This is a genomic window from Streptococcus oralis, from assembly GCF_965111685.1.
GTDB lineage: Bacteria > Bacillota > Bacilli > Lactobacillales > Streptococcaceae > Streptococcus > Streptococcus oralis_B.
In genome coordinates, this window is record NZ_OZ217340.1 from 1,541,780 (window position 1) to 1,565,357 (window position 23,578).

At 46.0% G+C, this 23,578-nt stretch carries 13 protein-coding genes; all 13 read right to left on the reverse strand.

Annotation, left to right across the window (positions count from 1 at the left end):
• Nucleotides 1-3 precede the first annotated feature (3 nt).
• The 13 genes from asp4 to ACLV7H_RS08025 all read right to left on the reverse strand — a co-directional run bounded on the left by asp4 (nucleotide 4) and on the right by ACLV7H_RS08025 (nucleotide 23,504).
• Nucleotides 4-183: an accessory Sec system protein Asp4 gene (gene asp4 / locus ACLV7H_RS07965; protein ID WP_045590408.1), complete on the reverse strand. Its 180-nt coding sequence runs from the start codon at nucleotides 181-183 to the stop codon at nucleotides 4-6.
• Complete coding sequence (gene gtfB / locus ACLV7H_RS07970; RefSeq protein ID WP_411866862.1) at nucleotides 176-1,522, reverse strand: accessory Sec system glycosylation chaperone GtfB; 1,347 nt, start codon at nucleotides 1,520-1,522, stop codon at nucleotides 176-178. The genes asp4 and gtfB overlap by 8 nt, the downstream gene beginning before the upstream one ends.
• On the reverse strand, nucleotides 1,506-3,026 hold the full coding sequence (gtfA, locus tag ACLV7H_RS07975; protein WP_411866863.1) for an accessory Sec system glycosyltransferase GtfA: 1,521 nt from the start codon (nucleotides 3,024-3,026) through the stop codon (nucleotides 1,506-1,508). Before gtfA ends, gtfB begins: the two co-directional genes overlap by 17 nt.
• A 12-nt stretch (nucleotides 3,027-3,038) precedes the next feature.
• Entirely contained in the window at nucleotides 3,039-5,411 is a 2,373-nt protein-coding gene (gene secA2 / locus ACLV7H_RS07980) for an accessory Sec system translocase SecA2 (protein ID WP_411866864.1), read from the reverse strand.
• Entirely contained in the window at nucleotides 5,404-5,844 is a 441-nt protein-coding gene (asp3, locus tag ACLV7H_RS07985) for an accessory Sec system protein Asp3 (RefSeq protein ID WP_411866865.1), read from the reverse strand. The genes secA2 and asp3 overlap by 8 nt, the downstream gene beginning before the upstream one ends.
• A complete protein-coding gene (asp2, locus tag ACLV7H_RS07990) occupies nucleotides 5,841-7,370 on the reverse strand; it encodes an accessory Sec system protein Asp2 (RefSeq protein WP_411866866.1) in 1,530 nt (509 codons plus the stop codon). Before asp2 ends, asp3 begins: the two co-directional genes overlap by 4 nt.
• Nucleotides 7,354-8,934, reverse strand: coding sequence for an accessory Sec system protein Asp1 (asp1, locus tag ACLV7H_RS07995; protein WP_411866867.1), 1,581 nt, complete (start codon nucleotides 8,932-8,934; stop codon nucleotides 7,354-7,356). Before asp1 ends, asp2 begins: the two co-directional genes overlap by 17 nt.
• A 9-nt stretch (nucleotides 8,935-8,943) precedes the next feature.
• Nucleotides 8,944-10,161: an accessory Sec system protein translocase subunit SecY2 gene (gene secY2, locus ACLV7H_RS08000; protein ID WP_411866868.1), complete on the reverse strand. Its 1,218-nt coding sequence runs from the start codon at nucleotides 10,159-10,161 to the stop codon at nucleotides 8,944-8,946.
• 85 nt (nucleotides 10,162-10,246) lie between these two features.
• Nucleotides 10,247-11,476, reverse strand: a complete 1,230-nt coding sequence (locus ACLV7H_RS08005) for a glycosyltransferase (RefSeq protein ID WP_411866869.1) — start codon at nucleotides 11,474-11,476, stop codon at nucleotides 10,247-10,249.
• Between the two features lie 15 nt (nucleotides 11,477-11,491).
• Entirely contained in the window at nucleotides 11,492-12,718 is a 1,227-nt protein-coding gene (locus tag ACLV7H_RS08010; RefSeq protein ID WP_411866870.1) for a glycosyltransferase, read from the reverse strand.
• A gap of 219 nt (nucleotides 12,719-12,937) precedes the next feature.
• The gene (locus tag ACLV7H_RS08015) at nucleotides 12,938-20,368 is read right to left on the reverse strand and encodes an accessory Sec-dependent serine-rich glycoprotein adhesin (protein ID WP_411866871.1); all 7,431 of its coding nucleotides are present in this window, start codon (nucleotides 20,366-20,368) and stop codon (nucleotides 12,938-12,940) included.
• Between the two features lie 755 nt (nucleotides 20,369-21,123).
• Nucleotides 21,124-22,668: a peptide chain release factor 3 gene (locus ACLV7H_RS08020; RefSeq protein ID WP_411866872.1), complete on the reverse strand. Its 1,545-nt coding sequence runs from the start codon at nucleotides 22,666-22,668 to the stop codon at nucleotides 21,124-21,126.
• Nucleotides 22,669-22,811: 143 nt separating this feature from the next.
• Nucleotides 22,812-23,504, reverse strand: coding sequence for a TIGR02206 family membrane protein (locus ACLV7H_RS08025; protein ID WP_411866873.1), 693 nt, complete (start codon nucleotides 23,502-23,504; stop codon nucleotides 22,812-22,814).
• Nucleotides 23,505-23,578: the final 74 nt, after the last annotated feature.

Here is a 23,578-nt window from a genome sequence, read left to right on the forward strand (position 1 = left end):
ATTTCACCTCAGGATTCCTAATAATGTAAAGATCAGGGTAAGAAGGATGAGCAAACCGAGTAAAATGGAGAAGATTTTACTGATCTTTTCTCCTCGGGTAGGCTTTTCTTTCTTAAGCGCTCCTTGCTTTAACTCTTCCATGCGTCCTTCGACATCCTTGTAAAATAAATCTTTTTTAGTCATGTCCTTCCCCTATTATCCTTTCCATCCTTTCTTTGTAACTTCCCAAGTCCACATAGTTGGCATGGCGGCCTTGATGCCCAAGGGCTTGGCCCATCTTGTCAAGACTGCTGAGAGCTACTTGAATCTTCGCAATCATGTCTCCAACAGCCTGCACATCAAAGAGGTGTTCTGGAGCTGTGTAAGGTCTGTTATGAGCTGTCTGGTTAAAGGCTAGGATGAGCATATTGTGCTCAAAGGCTTGACGGACAGCATCCAAAAGCTCGTTTCCGTAATTGATATCCAGATAGAGATCCGACAGCTGGTAGAGTTCTCGAATCTTTTGCGGACTGGCGTTTTGGTAGAGGACGACATTGGGATAGGAAAGCAAGGTCAGCAACTTGGACGACATTTCAGTCACTGCCGCGATTCGGACGGTCACCATTGGCAAGGACTCAATCAGGGTTTCGATATGCTCGATCTGATCCGAGTTGGTAACGATCAAAGCATCTGGTCGAACGAAGTTTTCTCTTTTGAACTGATAATGATAACCTAGATGGAAAAACTTGTCATGATAGGCTGGATTGGCCAAGGCCAAGGCCTTTTCATAGGTAGCCTTGTCTGGTATGAGGAGCTGCTTGGCTCTCAACTCCCCTTGCTCCAAGAACAGCTGCATATTCCCAGGAAGACAATCACCTAACGGTTCTTGCCAAACCAAGATGTCCTGTCCACTCTTGTCTGGATAATGGTATGAGACCAAAAAAGAGGTGGCGAGAGTGTTAAAGAGAAGGTGGCGAGTGTCGATTCCCAAGTCTTGCAAAAAGAAAATCGTGAACTCTACTCGATTTTTAAAATGGCGTAGACCTTGTCCGGGCAAGGTTAGGAGGATATCGCCTGTCACATGATTTTCTAGGACAATTTCCTGTCCCTTTGCATCCTGGTACTTGGTCAGGATAGCCTGCCCATCTGCACTATAGGTGGTCTTGGCAAAGCAGGCTCCGTATCGGTTATAGTAATCTGCTTGGTAGATGCGACCGGATAGGTCCTTCCAGTCGACTTGCTTGACCAAACGGGCCTGAGGAGCATCCACATAGTGAATCACGCCCCTTTCCCGAGAATCCTCTAGGATATGCGCCGACTGGTTATTACCCGCAATCTCCCAAAATTCAGGTACGGCTACTTGGTTGAAAAAAAGAGCTTTTCCTGACTTGTAACCTAGATAGTAGGTAAAGGGAGAAAGAATCCCATCTGGGAGAAAGCCATCTGGCTCGATCACAACTGTGGCATGGGACAGACCAGCAGCTTCTAAACTTTCGTGCAAATCTCGACTTTCCTGGCCATATCGATCAAATAGTTGAATCATGCAGGACCTCCTCTATCGTCTTCTTCCACTTGTCCCTTACTTTGTCTGTTAAAAATCCTCTAGCTAGGTCATAAGATGCTGTTCTCATATCAGGCAAATGATTTTCCTGATAGAGCTGGCAGATCTTTTCTGCAAAAGCCCTTTTAATCGCCGTTTCAACATGGTCATCCGAACTTGAGATCAAGTAGCCATTTTGACCGTCCTGGATAAAGGTTTGGTTTCCATAAGGCACATCAAAACCAATCAGGGGCAAGCCTGAACCAACTGCCTCCATCAAGGTCAGACCAAACCCTTCGCTAGTTGAAGCCGTCAAATAGACTTCGTACTGGGGATAAATCTGAGCCAGATCTGCATGCCCTTTGAGCCGGATATAGTTCTCCGCTTGGTAAGCCGTGATGATTTCCCTTAAAAGGGATTCCTCACCCCCACTGCCATAAATATCAAAGGTGAGCTCTGGGAGGACTTGATGCGCTTGGATAACCGCCTTGACTAGCCAGTCAATGTGTTTTTCCTTGGCTAGACGCGAAGCGGTAATGAGAGAAAAGGGTTTGCGTTCCCTAGCAGGCTCCGTCAGCTGATCAATACTCCCAACTGGAATCGTGACGATTCGTGGACGATGCTGACTGTACTGAGCAAATTGACCTTCAAGAACTTCCTTCTGCCGATCCGTAGACACGATAAAACAATCGACCTTGTCCGCGTTTGTAAACTGATACTCATAGTAGTTGTTCCAGAGGAGATAGTCTTCGTTACTAGCATTTTCACTATAGTGCTCTGCGTGAACGACAACTGCTAGATGGGCCTTTTGTGCTTCTTCAAAAACAGCCTGACCAATCCCTGTTTCCCTATCTAAGATGACCAAATCAGACTTGCTCAAGTTCAAACTTTGCATAAAATAGCGCATAAGGGCTGGTTTCCCGTACAGAATCCGGTCCTTAAATCGATAGACCTCTTCCTGTCCCTCAGTCAACAAGATATCGTAAGCTGTGCTGCCATCTTCATTGAAAAAGGTTCGTTGATAGAGCCTAGCCACTTGGTCTTTGGGCGCGAAATACTCTGTACAGTAGCGTGTGTAGGAGAAATAATCCTTGCGAACCAAGTTCCCCCCAAACACATACTCTGCATGCCGCACCAGATTCTTAGCCGAGTCTACCAAGTAGCAGGTCACAAACTTGTCCTCGTCTGAAAAGTAGACACGCAAGATCTTGCCGTCCTGCTCCCTATGACTCTCAAGGCCACCAAAAGAGGCCAAGACCTCGTCAACTGTAACACTGGTCGGTGCTAGCTTGATATCTGTAAAATGATTGTAAAGCCAGATTACCTGATCATCCGCAAAGCCGATATTGACCGTTAAATGCTGGATATTGTCTGCCAAAATCAAGTCGGTAAAGATAAACTTAGATGCTAGGTCTAAACTTCTAAAAATCCCTGCTCGGTAGGCCTGGGCATACTCGACACCACTACTCGCCCAACCGATTCCTAGATTTATATTGTAAATTGTCATATGATCCTCTTTTTATGGAAAATGGGTGAGAATCTCACCTTTGGGCGTTACTTCCACAATCCCCATGAGAAGATTGCGTACCATATCTGTACGAATTTGTTGCTTCATGGTTTCAAAGCCTGCATAGGCCTCCTGATAGTACTCCACAATAGGGTTCTTTTGAGAAGCAGACTGGCTCCCGATTGCTAGACTGAGCTGTTGGAGGTAGTCGACTTGCTCAACCCAGTTGTCATCAATCGCCTTGAGCATGGATATTCTCAAAAAAGGATCATAGAGCTGGTGAGGTTGGAGGACTTCCTTTTTAGCTGCAATTTCCTTGGCTATTATTTTCTCTAGTAACTCCCGAATCTGATCTGCATCAGCTAAATCCAAATCAGCTGGTAATTCTCTTATCCCAAAACTAATATTGGTCACGATAAAGTGAAAGAGTTCTTGGGGGCTGCTATAGGCTTTTTCTGAGATTTGTTTGGTATAGTCTGCCAGTATACCCTCAAGGATATGCCCTAAATCACGGCTCCCATCTAGCAAGCGATCTCTTTCTTTGTAGACCATCTGACGCTGAATATTGACGCTTTCCGCATACTCTAAGGTTTGTCTGCGTGCAGAGCGACTGGCACTATCACTAGCCTCTTGGGCTTTTCTGACGAGATTTCGGTACTTGCGAGCCTTGAGTAGGATGGGTTTGCTACTATCTTCCACTTGGTAGTCTTGATACAGGTCGTGAACCCAAGACGGTCCGAACTTTTTGATCACATCATCTTCAAGCGATACGAAAAATTGAGACATGCCTGGATCGCCCTGGCGGCCGGAACGACCTCTGATTTGCAGGTCAATCCGTCGGCTCTCCATTCGCTCGGTACCAATCACAACCAAACCACCTAAATCTGCAACACCTGGACCGAGCTTGATATCTGTCCCGCGACCTGCCATGGAAGTCGCAACGGTCACTGCTCCCATCTGTCCAGACTCTGCGATAATCTGGGCTTCACGCGCTGCATGATTGGCATTGAGGACATTGTGGGAAATCCCCTCTCGCAAGAGCAAGGACGAATATAGCTGGGACATTTCAACAGATCCGACAAAGATCAGGAGTGGATTGCCTTTAGAGTGATAGGTCTTGATTGCTTCCAGAGAGGCATACACTTTCTCAGGGAGTGTCACATAGAGATTGTCCGGATGGTCCATTCGCCTAAGTGGGCGATTGGTCGGGATACGAATAACGGCCATATTGTAGGTTTCGAAAAATTCTTTTTCTGCCACCTTTCCCGTTCCTGTCATACCTGAGATTTTGCGAAACATCTTAAAGAGACTCTGGTAGGTGATAGAAGCCATGGCTCTGGTTTCAGGAGAGAGCTTCACATGTTCCTTGGCTTCGATGGCTTGATGGAGGCCACCTTGAAGCTTGGTCATTTCCATCAAACGTCCTGTTCCCTTATCCAACAAAACCATCTCTTGCCCTCGAACCAGATAGTCCTTGTCCTTGGTAAAGAGCGTATGAGCTCTGAGAGCATAAACCAGATGCCGAACATAACTGGCGTACTCTTCCTTGTAGAGATGATCGATTCCTAGGAAACCTTCGACCGTCTGGGCCCCCTTTCGGGTCAACCAAACCTGGTCTTTTTCTTCCTTGTGGATGTAGTCTTCTCCCTCAACCAAGGTCGTCACTAGGGTATCAATCATCCCATAATAGTTAGACTGGACACGGGGAGAACCTGCGATAATCAAAGGAGTTTGGGCACTATCGAGTAGAATATCATCGATCTCATCGATGATGACATAGTTAAAGGGAGGCAGGAATTTCCCCTCACTAGTTGAGGCAAGATTGTCATTGAGATAGTCAAAGCCCAGGACACTATTGGTCGTGTAGACAATGTCTGAGGTGTAGATCTTTCTTTTCTCTTCCACAGTCAAGTCCTCTTTTGGATCCTCTGAAAAAGGCAGACCTACAGTTAGACCTAAAAATTGGTAGACTGGACCCATTTCACTTGCGTCCCGTCTAGCCAGATAGTCATTGGTCGTGACCAGCATACTGCCTTTACCCGTTAAAGCATTGAGGTAGAGGGGCATGGTTGCAGTCAAGGTCTTTCCTTCACCCGTATTCATCTCTGCCACATTTCCTTGATGGATTACAATGGCTCCCATGACTTGCACATCATAGGGAAAGAGACCCAAGACACGTTTATCTGCCTCACGTACAAGAGCATAGGCTTCTACCAATAGCTCATCCAAGGTTTCTCCCTGGGCAAGTCGCTGGCGAAACTCCTCTGTCTTTGCAGCCATTTCCTCATCACTGAGAGCTGCCATCTCTTCTTTGAGGGTGTTGATTTGGCTTAGAAGCATCTTGACCATTCTCAGTTGTCTTTCCTGATACAAACGATTAAACATCAGCATCCTCCTCAATAGAAAACGAAACAAAGTCAAGAGCCTCAAAACCTGCACTAATCAAGGAAAGGCGATAGGTGTAGGCCGCTTCAGGATAGGTGAAGCTAAAAGAAAATTGCCTTTCAATCTTCTCCTCGATGATTTCCTCATAACGGTTTAAAAAAGTCAGTTTGAGATAGAGGCCATTGGTCGGTTGAACTCGCATCTTCATGGATAGGCGGTAGGTATAATTTTTCTTAAGAAGAGGGAGGCTGGGCTGGCTCCTAGTAGCCTGGTAATTGACACTGGAAAACCAGGTTTTAAGGGTTTCTCCTGAAGCCAGCAAAGGATTTTTCAGGGTAACATGACCGTCTGCATGATAGGTGATCTGGCTCCCGTAAAGATAAGTGGCTCCCATCTCACCCCACCTAATATCCTCTCTCTTGATGATAATCATGTCTCACCTCTTCCGTATTCTTCTAGTATCATCTTGTAAAAATGAATAAACCAGGCAACGTTTGTACCTGTGTCATCATTGTGTCGACCTGCGGTTCCTTTGGACAAAATCTTGGCTCCTGTCTGGCAAAGAGTCTCCACTAGCTGGTCATAGGCACCACTATCCATATCCTCGTCCTTCATGTAAGAAAGACCAAAGGTCGTCTGGGAAAAATCAGCTTGTTTAAATCGGCTCCAAAAACGTTGATCCAAGTCCTTCATGTCTTTTTGGCTCACTCCTCCTGTCTGAAGGTGCAAGACATCAAAGCTGGTCGGGAAAACTCCTGGCGCCTCTAGTCGGCCCCGCTGTGCGATGGTTCCTAGATTGGTCAAGGGTTTTCCGACTACGATTCCCTTGGGCTCAAAGTTAGAACCATAATAGAGGGCTGGGAAGGTTCCCATTGACAGGCCAGATAGGATCAAGTCACTTCTATCCAAGCCTAGGTAGTCTAGATAGTGTTGGATTGTTGCCTGTATGTTGTCTTCCAACTCCTCAGTTCCAAGGTAAAAGGCTCCCCCTTCTAATCGAGGATCCGAAAAGAGGAGAAAGGGGCATTGGAGATTCTTCATCATCCAGTAACCCTCAAAGCCTTCCGCCGGACGGTAACCTGAGAAATAGACTGCTAGAGGGGGCTTGAAATCCCCTGGGTAAAAGAAATAGTTGATTTCCTCACGTTTTTCATCATGCAGGATATTGCCACCGAGTATAAACTTTCCAAACTGTTTCCGGCTCCAGCGTTGATGGAGATTGCCGATGTTGACCTTTCCCTGACCACGCGCTTCAAGAGAAATGCTCAGATAAGCGTCATAGTCTTGCTCCACAATGATTGCTGAGGCAAAGTCTGCTTCCTCGAGGAGAATGTCCTGTCTAATCTCTGAAATGGATCCTGCTGGGATCTTTCGCAAACGCAAGCGCAATTCCACTGGTCCAGTTTTTTCATATTCGAGCCAGAGTTCGATTGGCGAATGGGCTTGGACGGTCTGATTGTAGGCCCAAGAGGCTATCTGGGTATAGGTCTTCCCAAAGTCTCCTTCTAATTTCAGATGCTCAAACCCTTGATAGGAGACAGAGCCTTGAAAACTCGGGTGAATCCTTATCGTAGCTGGACTCAGCTTGTCTCCATAACCACCTTCAAAGAGGGAGGTGGAGAGGTCCCGAACAAAGCTCTGTCGGTCAGACAGGTCCATCGCTTGCATGCAGTGCTGTTTGATGAGGTTCTGAATGTTTTTATCCTGACTTGCAAACTGCTCCGGATAGAAAACCGTATAGGGTTCCAAGCTAGACGCAAAAGGCAACAAATCTACTAGGTAGGCCCCATTCGTGAGAATGACAGCATGAAAGTGATCTAGGTCATTCTCATCCATGATTTTCTGGATGTCAGACGATGTGTTGGGAGAAACATGATACCAGTCTAGTTGGGCTGGTAGGACAAGTGTATCTCGCCAATCCTCTGGACCGATTTGCAAGATCTTATATTTCTTTTCCATGAGTCACCTCCTCCAACCACTTTTCTAGCTTGATTAGGAATTGCTCCCCAGTGTGTTCCTTTATCTTTTCGATGGAATGGATTAAAGCATCATTCCACACCTGCAGACTATCGAGATAGTAATGGGCCGCTTGCGCAAAATCGGCGGTGTTTTCCAACAGATAGCCATTCTTCTGATGGCTGACATACTCTGTTTTGACCCTATTGATTTGAGGGATACCAGCACTAATCCCCGCTATCTGGGTATAAAGAAGAGGCTGCCTGTTCAAATCGACAATCAAACGAACAAATTCCAGTTGCTTGATTAACTCCGATTCATCCTTCATATTGACAAATGAGTAGCGCATGGCCTGGTGGCGATTATCCTCAAGCGGATTTTCAGCTCCTTGGTAATCAACTTCCTTCTCTAGCTCCTGACTTTGAAACTGGTCTGCAATCATCTCTGCAACTCGTGTTTCCAGCTGCTTCATTTCTTCTTGACTAGCAGCAAAGGCTCCAAAGACCAGCTCTGTATCCTTGTTTTCAGAAAGGAAATGCAAGACCTGATAGAGAGCTTGGTCCTCTATCCCCTGCTCAAAGTCAAGTTGATAGTAGAGGAGAGACTCTTTTTGAGTCTGGCTCTTTCCCAGCTCCAAGCGGGTATCGAAAGGCGATAAATGACGAAACTTCTCGGCTTGTTCTGGAAAGCCAGATTGAGCCAAGCGCAGGGTGTCCTCCCTGTCAACCAGAACAAGGTCCACCTTAGGCAACAAATCCGCCAACTGAGGTAATTGCTCTTGAGGATTTCGTCCGATAAAAAGACTGAGAACCTTAGTGGTTTGGTGAGGCAATCGTTCTAAAAGGAAGTCATTGTGCTGATCACAAGCAGGCAGAAAATAGGTCGCTCCTTCCTCAGGGAGTTGAGCTATTTTCTTCTCAAAAAACTCCGCAACCAAATCTCCCATATCTTGGTAAGCCTCTTTTTGAAAGCGAAAAGCAAAGATAGGATTGACCTCGATACGCCCCCCATCTTGCAAGTACTCTCTAAACTGCCACAGTCCCTTGGGATTGAGGTAGTCTTGGTAGAGAGCCTGACCCTCTTCGAAGTAAATCACACTGGAAACCAGCCCCCGATCATCCATCAGGTAATTGGCAGACAAGAGCCCATCTTCCTTGAAATACTGAATCGTACTGATGAAGCCTTCAATCCCATGCTCCACCTGAGCATAGGGCTTTCCATTTCTCAAAACTAAAATGGTAAAGGGACTGTAAACAAACTCGCAGTCCTCTTCCCACTCAATATCTCTGACCTGCAAGACCTGCGGTCGAATCTCGTGAAAATCCTGTAATTCATCAAATAAGGAATAAACCTGTGCTTCTAAAATACCTTGGCGATGGAGAAAATAGCGCAAATGAGGCTGATAGGACAAAAGGAGGACCTGTGCAGGAATCCCTTGGCCTTGCATCAGGCGAATCTGATTGAAGGTGTCATCAAATTCTAGCTTAAAATGAGAAAAATACCAGGGTGTCAAATCGGCATGCCAGGGACGCTCCTTGCCATACCAGGCTGGGATAAAGTAATACATCAAAACCTCCTAGAATAGTGGCTGATACCTTTCATTTAGTCGGAGCGCTTGCAATTCATCGTGAATCGTAAAGAGCATGCCACTCAAAATTAAAAAGAGTCCGGGAATCATGCTGACTTTTAACAAACTCTCATCCTTCAAGACAAACAAGATCGGAAGTCCAGCTAAGGTAACGTTAAAGACTGCACCTATCAGAGCAAATCGGAGAACCAAGCGATTGATAAAGCGACTGGTATCCTCACCAGGATAGACCCCGTAGAGGTAATCTCCTGATTGTTTCATCCGATCTGCGATCTGTTGACCACTCACATTGACAAAGGCAAAGACAATGCTAAAGACAAAGAGGATAAGGATATAAGCATAGATCCACAAGGGTTTCCCCATCGCATACTGCTCCAATATGGCAGGGTAGAGCGGATTCCCCTTATCCAGATGTTGAAGCAAGAGCAAGAGATAAGAAGGCAAGCCCATGAGACTCATCACATACATATAAGGCATGCCACCCGCAGGATTTAGCATGATTTCCAGATAAGAATAGCGTTTAAAGCGAGAATGGAGCCCGATTTTATTTATAGGGATGCGGTATCTAGCTCGGTAAAAGAGAACAACTAGATAGGTAAAGAGGACGCCAAGTATCAGCAACAGGAAAAGCAACCAAGGAGAGATCTTATGAACTTGGACCGATTGGATGATGTCCTGAGGGAGTGAAGCCACCATACTTGCCAATAAAATGACGACAGGACCTCCAACTCCGATAGATACATTGATGTCTGACAGCCAAACTAAGAAGAAGGTCCCCGCAACCAAAAGGCTGGTATTGAGGAGAAAGACCAAGAAGGGATTGTAGGGAGCTTGGACAGGAAGGTTTGTAGTCAAGGCCAAGGCCTGAATCAAGGCAATCCCTAACGTCAAGTACATTTTCCGTCTATCCTGAACTTCCGAAGAAACTGAGTTTAAGCCCAGTTTCTTTGAAAAGGAAAACATCTGCCACAAGATCATAGCTGACATCCAAGGTGAAAGCCCGATGGAAAAGAGAGAGAGGCTGCGAAGATTTCCACCAGTCAGGGCTACTGAAAAGTCCAGATAGGCTGCGCTTCCTCCGAGAAAATCCCGACTATTGAGATCAACAAAAGGAAGAGCCAGACGACTCCCGAGCACATAAATAAAGAGCAAAAATAGGGTGTGCATCCCTTTTTTTACTGCTATCGATGAACGAAATTCTTTCACTAGCTCCTCCTTTTCATTTTATCTTTCTGTCCTGTCACACGAGGCCCATCCAGCCTTTTTATCTTAGCACATTCAAATCTCTATCTCAGTTTTCGTGAGTTTTATCATCCAGATAAGCCTTCAAAGCAGCCACCATTTCTTCTGGTCTTTCTGCTGAGAAAATACCCGCATAGGCACTTTCAGGTAATCCCTGCGACTGGGTATTGTCAAAAGTCAAGATCGGTTTCTTAAAGCGTGAAACATAGTCATAAACAACACTCAACTTGTCATCATGGTTAATATCAAGGTAGACATCTGTCTGCTGGATCAGTTTCTCAACCAAGAGAGGGAAGGTGTTGGGATAGAGGGTCACATTTTCAAAACGTGACAAGAGCATAAGTTCCGGTGCCATCGTCGTATAGGCTGCGATGTAGAAATGCACCTTTGGCAAAGCTTGAACCAGATAGTCGATTTTCTCAAGATGCCAAGAATTGGTCAAATTAACACAAGTCATAACTGGCTGATAGACTGTGACTGGATAGTCAATTCCTGCCTGACGCCATTTTTCAGTAATGGCAGACCACTCCATCAGATGATAGTGCCACCAAACCTCACGCAAACGCCCAACCGAATGAGTATTCCAAGGTTTGTCCTGAGAGAGGAAATGCAAGATAGCTGGCAGGGGCTCTAGGGGAATCTGGAAGATAAATTCATGTCCATGTGAGGCAGCCCCACTGTCAAAGCCAATCTGAAAATTATAGTTCTGATCCAGAGGAGTGTAGCTGTCATGAAAGAGCATATTGAGAATGGACTGGTCTCCCTCACTCACATGTTGGTGTTCCCGCTCCGTCAACTCAACTAGCTCTTGTCTCATAGCTTCTGCTCGCCATTTTTTGTTGTTTATCAAGAGAACCCCTGCATTAAAACCAACCCCAACTCCAAAACAAGATGGTGCGGCAGCTAGGTAGTTTTCGCCCAAGTCCATTTCAAAGAGGGGCGTCAAATCAGCCGTCACTACCAGATCACTGTCCAAGTAAAGAACCTTGTCCTCTTCGACAAAATCAGGGATAAAATAACGGGCAAAGGTCATATGATTGATATGGGGCAGTTTGTTGCTCCAGTTCATCTGAAACTGGGCGCCAAGCATCTTGACATCCACTAACTCACCGCCCATTTGCTCTACTATCGGTCTGAGAGCGCGGAACCATTCCTGCGGTATATCCTGGTTAAAGATATAGACCTTGACATGGCTATTATGATAGCAGAGAGACTTAAGCGCTGTTTCAATCTGACGAATATAGGCATAATCTCCTGCGAGAACAATTGTTTTTTTCATTTAGTTTCCTTCAGTTTACAACGACTGCTTCTTCGATTTCAAAAGCGTGCGGATAGACTTGATCATTTGATCTACGTCTGCTGGTGAGTAGACATGACTGCAACCACTTGAGTCATGACTAGTGGTCTCAAAAGCAAATATAGGGATTTCTCTTTGCTGCACCTCTTGGATAATGTTTGCAATTTCATCCTCATGATTGATATCCAAGTAAAAGTCAATCTTTTCCAAGACTTTTTTGACATTCATGGGATTAAAGTAAGGATAGAGGCGTACATTCAGATGTGATTGCAAGTTCATGATTTCCGGCGCAAAATTGGTATGAGCTAGGATAGAGAACTCTACATCTGGCAGTTCTTGGATCAGGTGTTCGATTCTCTCTATGTGACACGTATTGGTAAAAATAGCGGTCGCATACTGGGGAGCTTGAACTAAAGATGCCAATCCTTTATGGAAATCACATTTTTTCATGACGATATCAGACCACTCTAGTCCGTAGTAAAACCACCATTCCTCCCTAAAACGGTTGAGGTTGATTTGGTACCAAGGCTTGTCCCCGGTATAATGGATAATCTTGGCTGTCTTCTCCGTAGCAAGAGAGTCCCTATACCAAGAATCCATCCGGTAATTCCGAGCCACTGTATCCATGCCAACCATAAAATTATAGGTAGCTGGCAGCGGTTTCCAACGACCTTCAAAGAGGTGATTTAATACGCCCTGATCGCCAAAAACTTGGTCATGCAGTTGGTCTGTCAAACTCAACAAGTGCTCCGTCACCTTTTCTTGACGCCAGAGAGCCACATTAATCAGCAAGACACCTGCATTAAAAGTGCTAGGAACTAGAGCATCTGCGACAGCCGCTACCGGCCAGTCTGCCATGTCTTCTAAAAAGAGTTGATCTAAGTTTGATCTAACGATGATATCCGAATCCAGGTACAAGGCTAGGTCTTCGCTGACGTACTGAGGTATAAAATAGCGAAAGAAAGTTGCATAACTTAGGTGGGCTAGTGGCAAACTATAGCCTTTCAAACCTTGATGACTAATCTTGACATTGACGATTTTTGAAGCTAGAGGCTCTAAACGTCTCTCCATGAGCTGAAACCATTCGGATGGCAAATCATCATTGAAAACATAAAAAGTCACTGCTCGGTTATGGGCGCAGATTGACTTGATTGTTGTTTCAATCTTGTCCATATAAGCATTATCACCACCGAGTACAATGGCTTTTTGAAGCTCTTTTTTCATTTCATCCCCTTTTCTTTTCACATTCTTTTGGCTACTTTTCTACTACTATAGTTCTGATTTTTTCGATGATTCTCTCACCTTCCTATTATACCTTTTCCCCTAGTTTATTTCAAACTCAAAAGAGGATTTTCCCCTTCTCGCATATAGAAAAAACCTTTGAAAAATCATGTTTTCAAAGGTTTTCCATTTTACTATTTATTCATTGATTTTTATATCTTATCAATGACTTTCTTGATCGTCATTTTGACCCTTCTTGGCAAGAAGACCGATACCTGTCACAGCTGCCAATGCTCCCAACAAAGCAGATGCTACCGAAGTCGACGCTCCTGTATTTGGCAAGACTTGTTTTGGCTTGCTTGAAGCGGATTGACCTTGGCTTGCAATGTTTGCCATTGAGAGAGAGGTGCTTGTTGAAGTAGATACCAGAGCACTTGCTGACGCAGATCTACTAATAGAATCTGAAGTTGAGAGACTAGTGCTAATCGAAGTTGATTCGCTCACTGATGTACTTGCTGAAATCGAAGCACTTTCTAGAGCCGATTCACTGGCTAATACGCTAGCTGAGAGTGATGCGCTCGTTGAAGTAGATTCACTCACTGATGTACTTGTTGAGATCGAAGCACTTTCCAACGCCAACTCGTCTGCTAGCATACTTGCAGAAGTTGAAGTACTTGTTGAGGCTGATTGGCTAGCACTTGCTGATGCTGACTGGCTTGCACTTGCCGAAGCAGACTGGCTCGAGCTCACTGAGGCTGATTGACTCGAGCTCACCGAAGCGGATTGGCTAGCACTTGCTGAAGCTGATTCGCTTGAGCTTACTGAGGCTGATTCACTCGAGCTTACTGAAGCCGATTCGCTTGAACTTACTGATGCTGACTGGCTTGAGCTTGCCGATACAGACTGGCTTGAACTTACTAAAGCCGATTCGCTGGAGCTTGCAGACGCTAACTGACTCGCACTCGTTGACGCTGATTGGCTCGAGCTTACTGATGCAGACTGGCTAGCACTTGTTGAAGCAGACTGGCTTGAGCTTACTGAAGCCAATTCGCTTGAACTTACTGATGCAGACTGGCTTGAGCTTGCCGATACAGACTGGCTTGAACTTACTGAAGCCGATTCGCTGGAGCTTACCGACGCTGATTGGCTCGCGCTGACTGAGACGGATTGGCTCGAACTTGCAGAGGCTGACTCACTCGAGCTGACTGATGCAGACTGGCTAGCACTTACTGAAGCGGACTGGCTTGAGCTTACTGAGGCAGATTCACTTGCGCTCGCTGAGGCAGACTGGCTTGAGCTTGCAGATGCTGACTGGCTAGCGCTGGCTGAAGCGGATTGACTGGAGCTTACAGATGCAGACTGACTGGTGCTCGCTGAAGCAGACTCACTCGAACTTACTGAGGCTGATTGGCTTGCGCTCGCTGATGCGGACTGGCTGGAGCTCACTGAAGCAGATTGGCTCGAGCTTACTGAAGCTGATTCGCTGGAGCTTGCAGACGCTAACTGACTCGCACTGACTGAAGCCGATTGGCTTGAGCTTACTGATGCAGATTGGCTCGCACTCGTTGACGCTGATTGGCTAGTACTTACTGAAGCGGATTGACTGGAGCTTACAGATGCAGACTGACTGGCGCTCGCTGAAGCAGACTCACTAGCGCTTATTGAGGCTGACTGACTCGAGCTTACCGATGCAGACTGACTCGAGCTTACCGATGCAGACCCACTTGTGCTCACTGAAACAGATTGGCTAGCACTTGCTGAAGCAGATTCGCTGGAGCTTACTGAGGCTGATTGACTGGAGCTCACCGAAGCAGACTGGCTTGAACTTGCTGAAGCTGATTCACTGGAGCTGGCTGAAGCAGATTGGCTTGAGCTTACTGATGCTGACTTGCTTGCACTTGCTGAAGCAGATTCACTGGAGCTGACTGATGCAGATTCGCTTGAACTTACAGATGCAGATTGACTAGCGCTTATTGAGGCTGACTGACTCGAGCTGACTGAAGCTGATTCACTTGTACTTGCAGATGCTGATTGACTGGCACTCACCGATGCTGACTCACTTGCGCTCACCGAAGCAGACTCACTCGAACTTACTGAGGCTGATTGGCTAGCACTCGCTGAAGCGGACTGGCTCGAACTTACTGAAGCCGATTCGCTTGAGCTTACTGAGGCTGACTGGCTAGCACTCGCTGAAGCTGATTCGCTTGCGCTCGCTGATGCAGACTGGCTAGCACTTACTGAAGCGGACTGGCTTGAGCTTACTGAGGCAGATTCACTTGCGCTCGCTGAAGCGGATTGGCTCGAACTTACTGATGCTGATTCGCTGGAGCTTACTGAGGCTGATTCACTTGCACTTGCTGATGCAGATTGACTAGCGCTTATTGAGACTGACTGACTCGAGCTGACTGAAGCTGATTCACTTGTACTTGCCGATGCAGATTGACTAGCGCTTATTGAGGCTGACTGACTCGAGCTTACCGATGCAGACTCACTCGAACTTACTGAGGCTGATTGGCTAGCGCTCGCTGATGCGGACTGGCTGGAGCTCACTGAAGCAGATTGGCTCGAGCTTACTGAAGCTGATTCGCTGGAGCTTGCAGACGCTAACTGACTCGCACTGACTGAAGCCGATTGGCTTGAGCTTACTGATGCAGATTGGCTCGCACTCGTTGACGCTGATTGGCTAGTACTTACTGAAGCGGATTGACTGGAGCTTACAGATGCAGACTGACTGGCGCTCGCTGAAGCAGACTCACTAGCGCTTATTGAGGCTGACTGACTCGAGCTTACCGATGCAGACTGACTCGAGCTTACCGATGCAGACCCACTTGTGCTCACTGAAACAGATTGGCTAGCACTTGCTGAAGCAGATTCGCTGGAGCTTACTGAGGCTGATTGACTGGAGCTCACCGAAGCAGACTGGCTTGAACTTGCTGAAGCTGATTCACTGGAGCTGGCTGAAGCAGATTGGCTTGAGCTTACTGATGCTGACTTGCTTGCACTTGCTGAAGCAGATTCACTGGAGCTGACTGATGCAGATTCGCTTGAACTTACAGATGCAGATTGACTAGCGCTTATTGAGGCTGACTGACTCGAGCTGACTGAAGCTGATTCACTTGTACTTGCAGATGCTGATTGACTGGCACTCACCGATGCTGACTCACTTGCGCTCACCGAAGCAGACTCACTCGAACTTACTGAGGCTGATTGGCTAGCACTCGCTGAAGCGGACTGGCTCGAACTTACTGAAGCCGATTCGCTTGAGCTTACTGAGGCTGACTGGCTAGCACTCGCTGAAGCTGATTCGCTTGCGCTCGCTGATGCAGACTGGCTAGCACTTACTGAAGCGGACTGGCTTGAGCTTACTGAGGCAGATTCACTTGCGCTCGCTGAAGCGGATTGGCTCGAACTTACTGATGCTGATTCGCTGGAGCTTACTGAGGCTGATTCACTTGCACTTGCTGATGCAGATTGACTAGCGCTTATTGAGACTGACTGACTCGAGCTGACTGAAGCTGATTCACTTGTACTTGCCGATGCAGATTGACTAGCGCTTATTGAGGCTGACTGACTCGAGCTTACCGATGCAGACTCACTCGAACTTACTGAGGCTGATTGGCTAGCACTCGCTGAAGCGGACTGGCTCGAACTTACTGAAGCCGATTCGCTTGAGCTTACTGAGGCTGACTGGCTAGCACTCGCTGAAGCTGATTCGCTTGCGCTCGCTGATGCAGACTGGCTAGCACTTACTGAAGCGGACTGGCTTGAGCTTACTGAGGCAGATTCACTTGCGCTCGCTGAAGCGGATTGGCTCGAACTTACTGATGCTGATTCGCTGGAGCTTACTGAGGCTGATTCACTTGCACTTGCTGATGCAGATTGACTAGCGCTTATTGAGACTGACTGACTCGAGCTGACTGAAGCTGATTCACTTGTACTTGCCGATGCAGATTGACTAGCACTTGCTGAAGCTGATTCGCTGAAGCTTACTGAGGCTGATTGACTGGCGCTCAATGATGCCGATTTGCTTGCGCTAACTGACGCTGACTGGCTGGTGCTCGCTGAGACGGATTGGCTGGCGCTCGCTGACGCAGATTGACTTGAACTTGCTGAAGCTGATTGACTAGCACTCGCTGAAACCGATTGACTCGAACTTACTGAAGCAGACTGACTAGCGCTCAATGAAGCGGATTGACTAGCACTCAATGAGGCTGACTGACTCGAGCTCGCTGAAGCGGATTGGCTCGAACTTACTGATGCTGACTCACTTGCGCTCACCGAAGCAGACTCACTCGAACTTACTGAGGCTGATTGGCTAGCACTCGCTGAAGCGGACTGGCTCGAACTTACTGAAGCCGATTCGCTTGAGCTTACTGAGGCTGACTGGCTAGCACTCGCTGAAGCTGATTCGCTTGCGCTCGCTGATGCAGACTGGCTAGCACTTACTGAAGCGGACTGGCTTGAGCTTACTGAGGCAGATTCACTTGCGCTCGCTGAAGCGGATTGGCTCGAACTTACTGATGCTGATTCGCTGGAGCTTACTGAGGCTGATTCACTTGCACTTGCTGATGCAGATTGACTAGCGCTTATTGAGACTGACTGACTCGAGCTGACTGAAGCTGATTCACTTGTACTTGCCGATGCAGATTGACTAGCGCTTATTGAGGCTGACTGACTCGAGCTTACCGATGCAGACTCACTCGAACTTACTGAGGCTGATTGGCTAGCGCTCGCTGATGCGGACTGGCTGGAGCTCACTGAAGCAGATTGGCTCGAGCTTACTGAGGCTGACTGGCTAGCACTCGCTGAAGCTGATTCGCTTGCGCTCGCTGATGCAGACTGACTACCGCTCAATGAAGCGGATTGACTAGCACTCAATGAGGCTGACTGACTCGAGCTCGCTGAAGCGGATTGGCTCGAACTTACTGAGGCTGATTGACTGGCACTCACCGATGCTGACTCACTTGCGCTCACCGAAGCAGATTCGCTGGAGCTTACTGAGGCTGACTGGCTAGCACTCGCTGAAGCTGATTCGCTTGCGCTCGCTGAAGCAGACTCACTCGAACTTACTGAGGCTGATTGGCTTGCGCTCGCTGAAGCGGACTGGCTTGAGCTCACTGAAGCAGATTCACTTGCGCTCGCTGATGCGGACTGGCTTGAGCTTACAGACGCTGACTCACTTGAGCTCACTGAAGTGGACTGACTTGCACTTGCAGATGCAGATGCTGATTGGCTAACGCTTACTGAGGTGGATTGACTCGAGCTTACTGAAGCTGATTCGCTGGAGCTTACTGAGGCTGACTGGCTAGCACTCGCTGAAGCTGATTCGCTTGCGCTCGCTGAAGCAGACTCACTCGAACTTACTGAGGCTGATTGGCTTGCGCTCGCTGAAGCGGACTGACTCGAGCTGACCGATGCAGACTGACTCGAGCTTACTGAAGCAGATTGGCTCGCGCTGACTGATGCGGATTGGCTATTACTTACTGAAATAGACGCTTGATTTGGCGTAATTTGTCCATTAAACACATCTGAAACCAAACCATCTACTGTCGTACTAGCAGTCACTGGTCCACTTGGAAGTCGTCCTCCATTGCGATCATATACTTTCTTCAAGTCATTTGCAGTAAAGGTTACACTGGTAGAACTCCCTATTGCTTGTTTGGTAAATACTTCACCTGCAATTGTTAAAGTAACTGTCCCACTTGGAGCAACCCTATCTACCGTAATCGCTTGATTTGTAAGACCACCTTTTTCGTTAAGGAACCGTTCCTCAATTCTAGGTGTATGAGGGCGAACCTCAATCGGAATCTCTACTTCATCCGTACTTCCATCTGGATAAGTTACCACCGCTGTCAAAGTATGCCGACCAGCGGACAAATTCGTATTGGTCCCAGATTTCCAAGTATAGGTTGTTCTAGTTCCCTTAGTAATTCCTGTAGTAGGTAATTCTGGCGTCCCTGTAGCATTCGTGATGTACTGAGTGGCTTCACCAACAGAAACAGCCCCTGAATTGGCCGTTAGAGTAAAGTTTCGATTCACCTCAGCATTGATAGCTGGTTCGTACTTTTCAGACTGAGCATGGACTTCAAATTGAATTGCGGCAGGGTTGGCTGTTAAATCTTTTACAAGACCTACGTCAGTAGTATTTCCGCTAAAATTACCTTCCTGATCATAGGTGAAAACATAACGGGTCCACAAACTATTTACTGCTTGATTTTTTCCAACAGAACCCGTGGTTGAAACTGTGAAAGGATTGGTTGTTGTCGCATTTCCATCCTTCGCTAGCCTATCTGTCGGAACAATCATTCTGATACTTTGACCATTACTCGTAGTGAATGAGACAACAGTTGAAGTAGCCGGATAGGCCGCGGGAACAGCAGTAGGGACAAATTTTGCATGTTCAATTCGACCACTGTTATCAGTAAACTCAATGGTCGCAGAAAAATTTTCTTCTCGATAAATTTTAAATTTTTGTCCTTCTAGAACTGCGCCACCTGTAACGGTTATTTTCTGAAGTTCTGGCTTCTCAGTATCCCTAGCAGCTCTGAAGCTAGCGGTATTTGAAGCTTTGGTCAAAACTTGTCCGTTTCTGCTGTCACGAAGTCCAGAGTTGGCACGTAATACAGCATTTGCAATACTGTTTCGAGCTTCTGTAGCCTTATTCAAAATAGAAGTAAAATCAGAAAACTCCCCTTTCAAAGCTTCTGCTATCTCATTCTTCGCTAGACTAGCCTTCGTAATCGCCTCATCCGAGTTTGAAATTCCCTGCGCTTGAGCTAGAAATTGCCCAATCTCAGCAGACAAGGCCTCTAATTTTTTCCGTTTTTCTTCACTTTGCTTTTCTGTCAAGACTAGGGAAGTCATAGTCAGACTTGATTCAGCCGTCACATCTTCATTCTTTACACGACCAGACTGACTTTGAGGCAAGGATTCTGTAGAAAAATCAACTGCTTTTAATTCTTTTGAAGGTTGTGATTCTTTCACTGTCTCCCGATCTGACTCACTTGCTTGGTACTGACTTTGAACACCAACTGAAGCTCTCTCCGACAGACCACTATTCGCTTGATTTTGTGTTCCAAGGGATTCACTTGAACTAGCAGTTACACTTTGACTCTTGGCCAAAGATTGACTAGTAGCAGCAGATTGGCTCATCGACTGGCTCACGCTAGAGGAGCTTGAGGCACTGATAGACTGACTCGTAGAGGCAGATTGGCTAGCACTTTGCGAATTGAATTCTGACAATGACTGGCTTTGACTGGTAGACAAAGACAAGCTAGTAGTATCTTGATGATCCTGTGTCGTCCCCAGCACTACTGAATCTCTCGTCGCCAGGGTATCTTTCGATTCTACAGTCTTTTCAACAGCGACTGCATCATTGGCATAAACACGCGTTTGCGTCGTAGCAAAACCACCTAAGATCGTCCCCGTAGCTGCTATCCCTTTCAAGACATCCAAGCCCGTCAACTTCTGACCTTCTTGCTTTTCAACCATTTCTGTCTTTACTTGGCTCGTATCCACGCTTCCACGCATCACCTTAAATAAGCTAAAAAGGGAAGTCGAGGCCCGTAGCCAATGCTTCCCTGATTTGATTAATTTGAACCGAGTTACACGGTCTGTTTCTCTATATTCACCCTTCTGGTGTCTAAAAAACATGTTCATCCCCTCAACTTGAAAAAGATCTATTCACCTATAAAATACTATCTTCTTATTATATACCAAATATACCGATAATTCAATATCTATAACACATCCTTAAGAAAAGAAAATGATTTCAAAAATAACTTTATTTCAAATCTATTCTGTTTTTTCAATATAATCTTCATTTAATTACTTTGTTAATATATTTTATTTGTTTTAACCAATTCGAAATGCTTTAAAAATTGAGAAAACAGTTCCAATTACTCAGGGAATTAATTTTTATTCAAAATATAGAAAAAGCCCATGAATCAATAGCATCCACAGACTTTTAGGAGTAGAGTATTTAAAAGCAGTTTCACAAATGAATCAATGAGGCCGGTAGCTGAGGTAACTTTCTATCCTTTCCAACAAAAAATCCACGAATCAAAAACATTCGAGGACTTTTCTTACGAAGCATGTAAGTAAAATGCCATACTGATTAGTAGACACAAAGAGGCGAAAACGATTATTTTCGCTGATGAGCTAGTAAGACAGTTACCGTTTTCTATCTATTACGACGCAAAAATCCCACGGATCGAATCCATTCGTGGGATTTTCTTACGAAGCATTTAAGTAAAATGCCATACTGATTAGTAGTCGTAATCTACGACACGGAGTTTGGCAAATCGATTCTATTTGCCAAACGTAGTTAGTAAGGCAGTTAGCTAGTTCGCAAAATAGCGACTAGCGTCCAACAATTAGGAACTTTAGTTCCAATTGTTGGTGCTGAGTTACATCTTTTCCTCCAACTCCACATCTGGATACTTATCCGCAAACCAGCGGAGGGCAAAGTCATTTTCAAAGAGGAAGACTGGTTGGTCGAAGCGGTCCTTGGCCAAGATATTGCGGCTTGAGGACATCCGCTCATCCAAGTCCTCAGGCTTGATCCAACGAACTGTCTTCTTACCCATTGGAGTCATGACAACTTCAGCGTTGTACTCACCTTCCATACGGTGCTTGAAGACTTCGAACTGGAGTTGGCCGACAGCACCCAACATGTACTCGCCTGTTTGGTAATTCTTATAAAGTTGGATGGCTCCTTCTTGTACCAACTGCTCCATTCCCTTGTGGAAGGATTTTTGCTTCATGACATTCTTAGGCGAAACCTTCATGAAAATCTCAGGAGTAAAGGTTGGCAATGGTTCAAATTCAAACTTATTTTTTCCAACCGTCAAGGTGTCTCCAACTTGATAGGTACCCGTATCATAAACCCCGATGATATCTCCAGCCACGGCATTAGTCACATTCTCACGACTTTCCGCCATAAACTGGGTAACATTAGACAGTTTGGCACCTTTACCAGTACGAGGGAGATTGACACTCATGCCACGCTCAAATTCGCCCGATACGATACGGACAAAGGCGATGCGGTCACGGTGTCGAGGGTCCATGTTGGCTTGGATTTTAAAGACAAATCCTGAGAAATCCTTATCGTAAGGATCGACAATTTCGCCATCTGTTTTCTTGTGTCCATGTGGTTCAGGGGCAAACTTAAGGAAGGTCTCAAGGAAGGTCTGCACCCCAAAGTTAGTCAAGGCTGATCCAAAAAATACCGGAGTCAAATCACCTGCAAGAATAGCTTCTTCTGAAAACTCATTTCCTGCTTCTTGCAACAGTTCGATGTCGTCCTTAACCTGAGCGTAGAAAGGATTGCTTCCAAAGAGCTGGTCCCCATCTTCTATACTGGCAAAACGCTCATCCCCTTTATAGAGTTCCAAGCGTTGGTTATAGAGGTCATAGAGCCCTTCAAAGGCTTTCCCCATCCCGATTGGCCAGTTCATCGGATAGCTGGCAATACCTAGGACTTCTTCTAGTTCTTGCAAGAGGTCCAGTGGTTCACGGCCGTCACGGTCCAGCTTGTTCATAAAGGTAAAGACTGGAATCCCACGGTGTTTGACAACCTCAAACAATTTCTTGGTTTGGGCCTCGATACCCTTGGCAGAATCGACGACCATGACCGCAGCATCCACCGCCATCAAGGTCCGATAGGTATCTTCTGAGAAGTCCTCGTGCCCTGGTGTGTCTAGGATATTAACACGCTTACCATCATAGTCAAACTGCATAACAGATGACGTGACCGAAATCCCACGTTGTTTCTCAATATCCATCCAGTCAGACTTGGCAAAAGTCCCTGTTTTCTTACCTTTTACGGTACCAGCCTCACGAATCTCACCCCCAAAGTAGAGCAACTGCTCAGTGATAGTTGTTTTCCCGGCGTCCGGGTGGGAGATGATGGCAAAGGTACGGCGTTTCTTGATTTCTTCTTGAATAGTCATAAGTTCTCTTTCTTTGATTTTCTATTTTTAGTTGTTTTAGTAGCTAAGAATGATGTTTACATTGGATTTTACTATTCCTTTCGACTCTCCATTATATCGGATTTTTGGAAGTTTTTCAATTGCTCATCCGATGAAAAGGCAAGCTAGAGTATAGATTGCACCTGATTTCTCTTTTTCCACCGTTTCTTGAACAAGATATCAAAGAGAACAAGAGCCAGCGAAAGGATGACGGACACAAGAAGGTATTTTAACCATAGAGGGGCATTCGAGATAAACGGTGTATCTCTTAAGAGACCATAATTTCCACCCGTCACCTGATTAACCCCAACTAGAAAGAGATTGAGGATAAAGGTATAGGCTACAATCATATATTTCTTTAGTAGGCTCTTATCATAGTGATTCATCAAGTAAACCAAGGAATTCACTAGAAGGGCATAGTGCCCAATCAAAAATGAAAAACTGGTGATATGGGGGAAATCATAGGGGTCAAAAACGGGGTAAACCAATGCAAAGACCGCTCCACTTGCTCCTAAGAGGGCAAAATATTGCTTGCTCCGCCATTTATCTGGCAAGAAAACCACCGCAAACATAGCCAAACGGCAATGATAAAATGGAAGGCTATTAGAAAATGGAATCCCAAAGCCAACATACCAGCTATATAGGGCTAGCAACTGGAGAATCTGAATTCCCTTAAACAAGCGAACAAATTTCGGATTTTTGTGATAAGCAAGTGCTCCATAAATACAAAGCACTAATAGGAGCATCATAATCCCATACCAAAAGAGCGAAATGGGAGGAGGAACCGTTTGAGATCTGGTGATAAATTGATGGAACATATTTCTATCCTAACTCTTATTTTCTCTATTCTCTAGTTTAACCATTATAGCGAATTAAAAGCGATTTTTCAATT

Bases quoted from the DNA above. Each gene is read 5' to 3' on its own strand.
- asp3 (WP_411866865.1), bottom strand. From the start codon at position 5,844: ATGATTATCATCAAGAGAGAGGATATTAGGTGGGGTGAGATGGGAGCC.
- ACLV7H_RS08025 (WP_411866873.1), bottom strand. From the start codon at position 23,504: ATGTTCCATCAATTTATCACCAGATCTCAAACGGTTCCTCCTCCCATT.
- gtfA (WP_411866863.1), bottom strand. From the start codon at position 3,026: ATGACAATTTACAATATAAATCTAGGAATCGGTTGGGCGAGTAGTGGT.
- asp1 (WP_411866867.1), bottom strand. From the start codon at position 8,934: ATGTATTACTTTATCCCAGCCTGGTATGGCAAGGAGCGTCCCTGGCAT.
- asp2 (WP_411866866.1), bottom strand. From the start codon at position 7,370: ATGGAAAAGAAATATAAGATCTTGCAAATCGGTCCAGAGGATTGGCGA.
- ACLV7H_RS08015 (WP_411866871.1), bottom strand. From the start codon at position 20,368: ATGTTTTTTAGACACCAGAAGGGTGAATATAGAGAAACAGACCGTGTA.
- asp4 (WP_045590408.1), bottom strand. From the start codon at position 183: ATGACTAAAAAAGATTTATTTTACAAGGATGTCGAAGGACGCATGGAA.
- ACLV7H_RS08005 (WP_411866869.1), bottom strand. From the start codon at position 11,476: ATGAAAAAAACAATTGTTCTCGCAGGAGATTATGCCTATATTCGTCAG.
- secA2 (WP_411866864.1), bottom strand. From the start codon at position 5,411: ATGTTTAATCGTTTGTATCAGGAAAGACAACTGAGAATGGTCAAGATG.
- ACLV7H_RS08010 (WP_411866870.1), bottom strand. From the start codon at position 12,718: ATGAAAAAAGAGCTTCAAAAAGCCATTGTACTCGGTGGTGATAATGCT.
- ACLV7H_RS08020 (WP_411866872.1), bottom strand. From the start codon at position 22,668: ATGACTATTCAAGAAGAAATCAAGAAACGCCGTACCTTTGCCATCATC.
- gtfB (WP_411866862.1), bottom strand. From the start codon at position 1,522: ATGATTCAACTATTTGATCGATATGGCCAGGAAAGTCGAGATTTGCAC.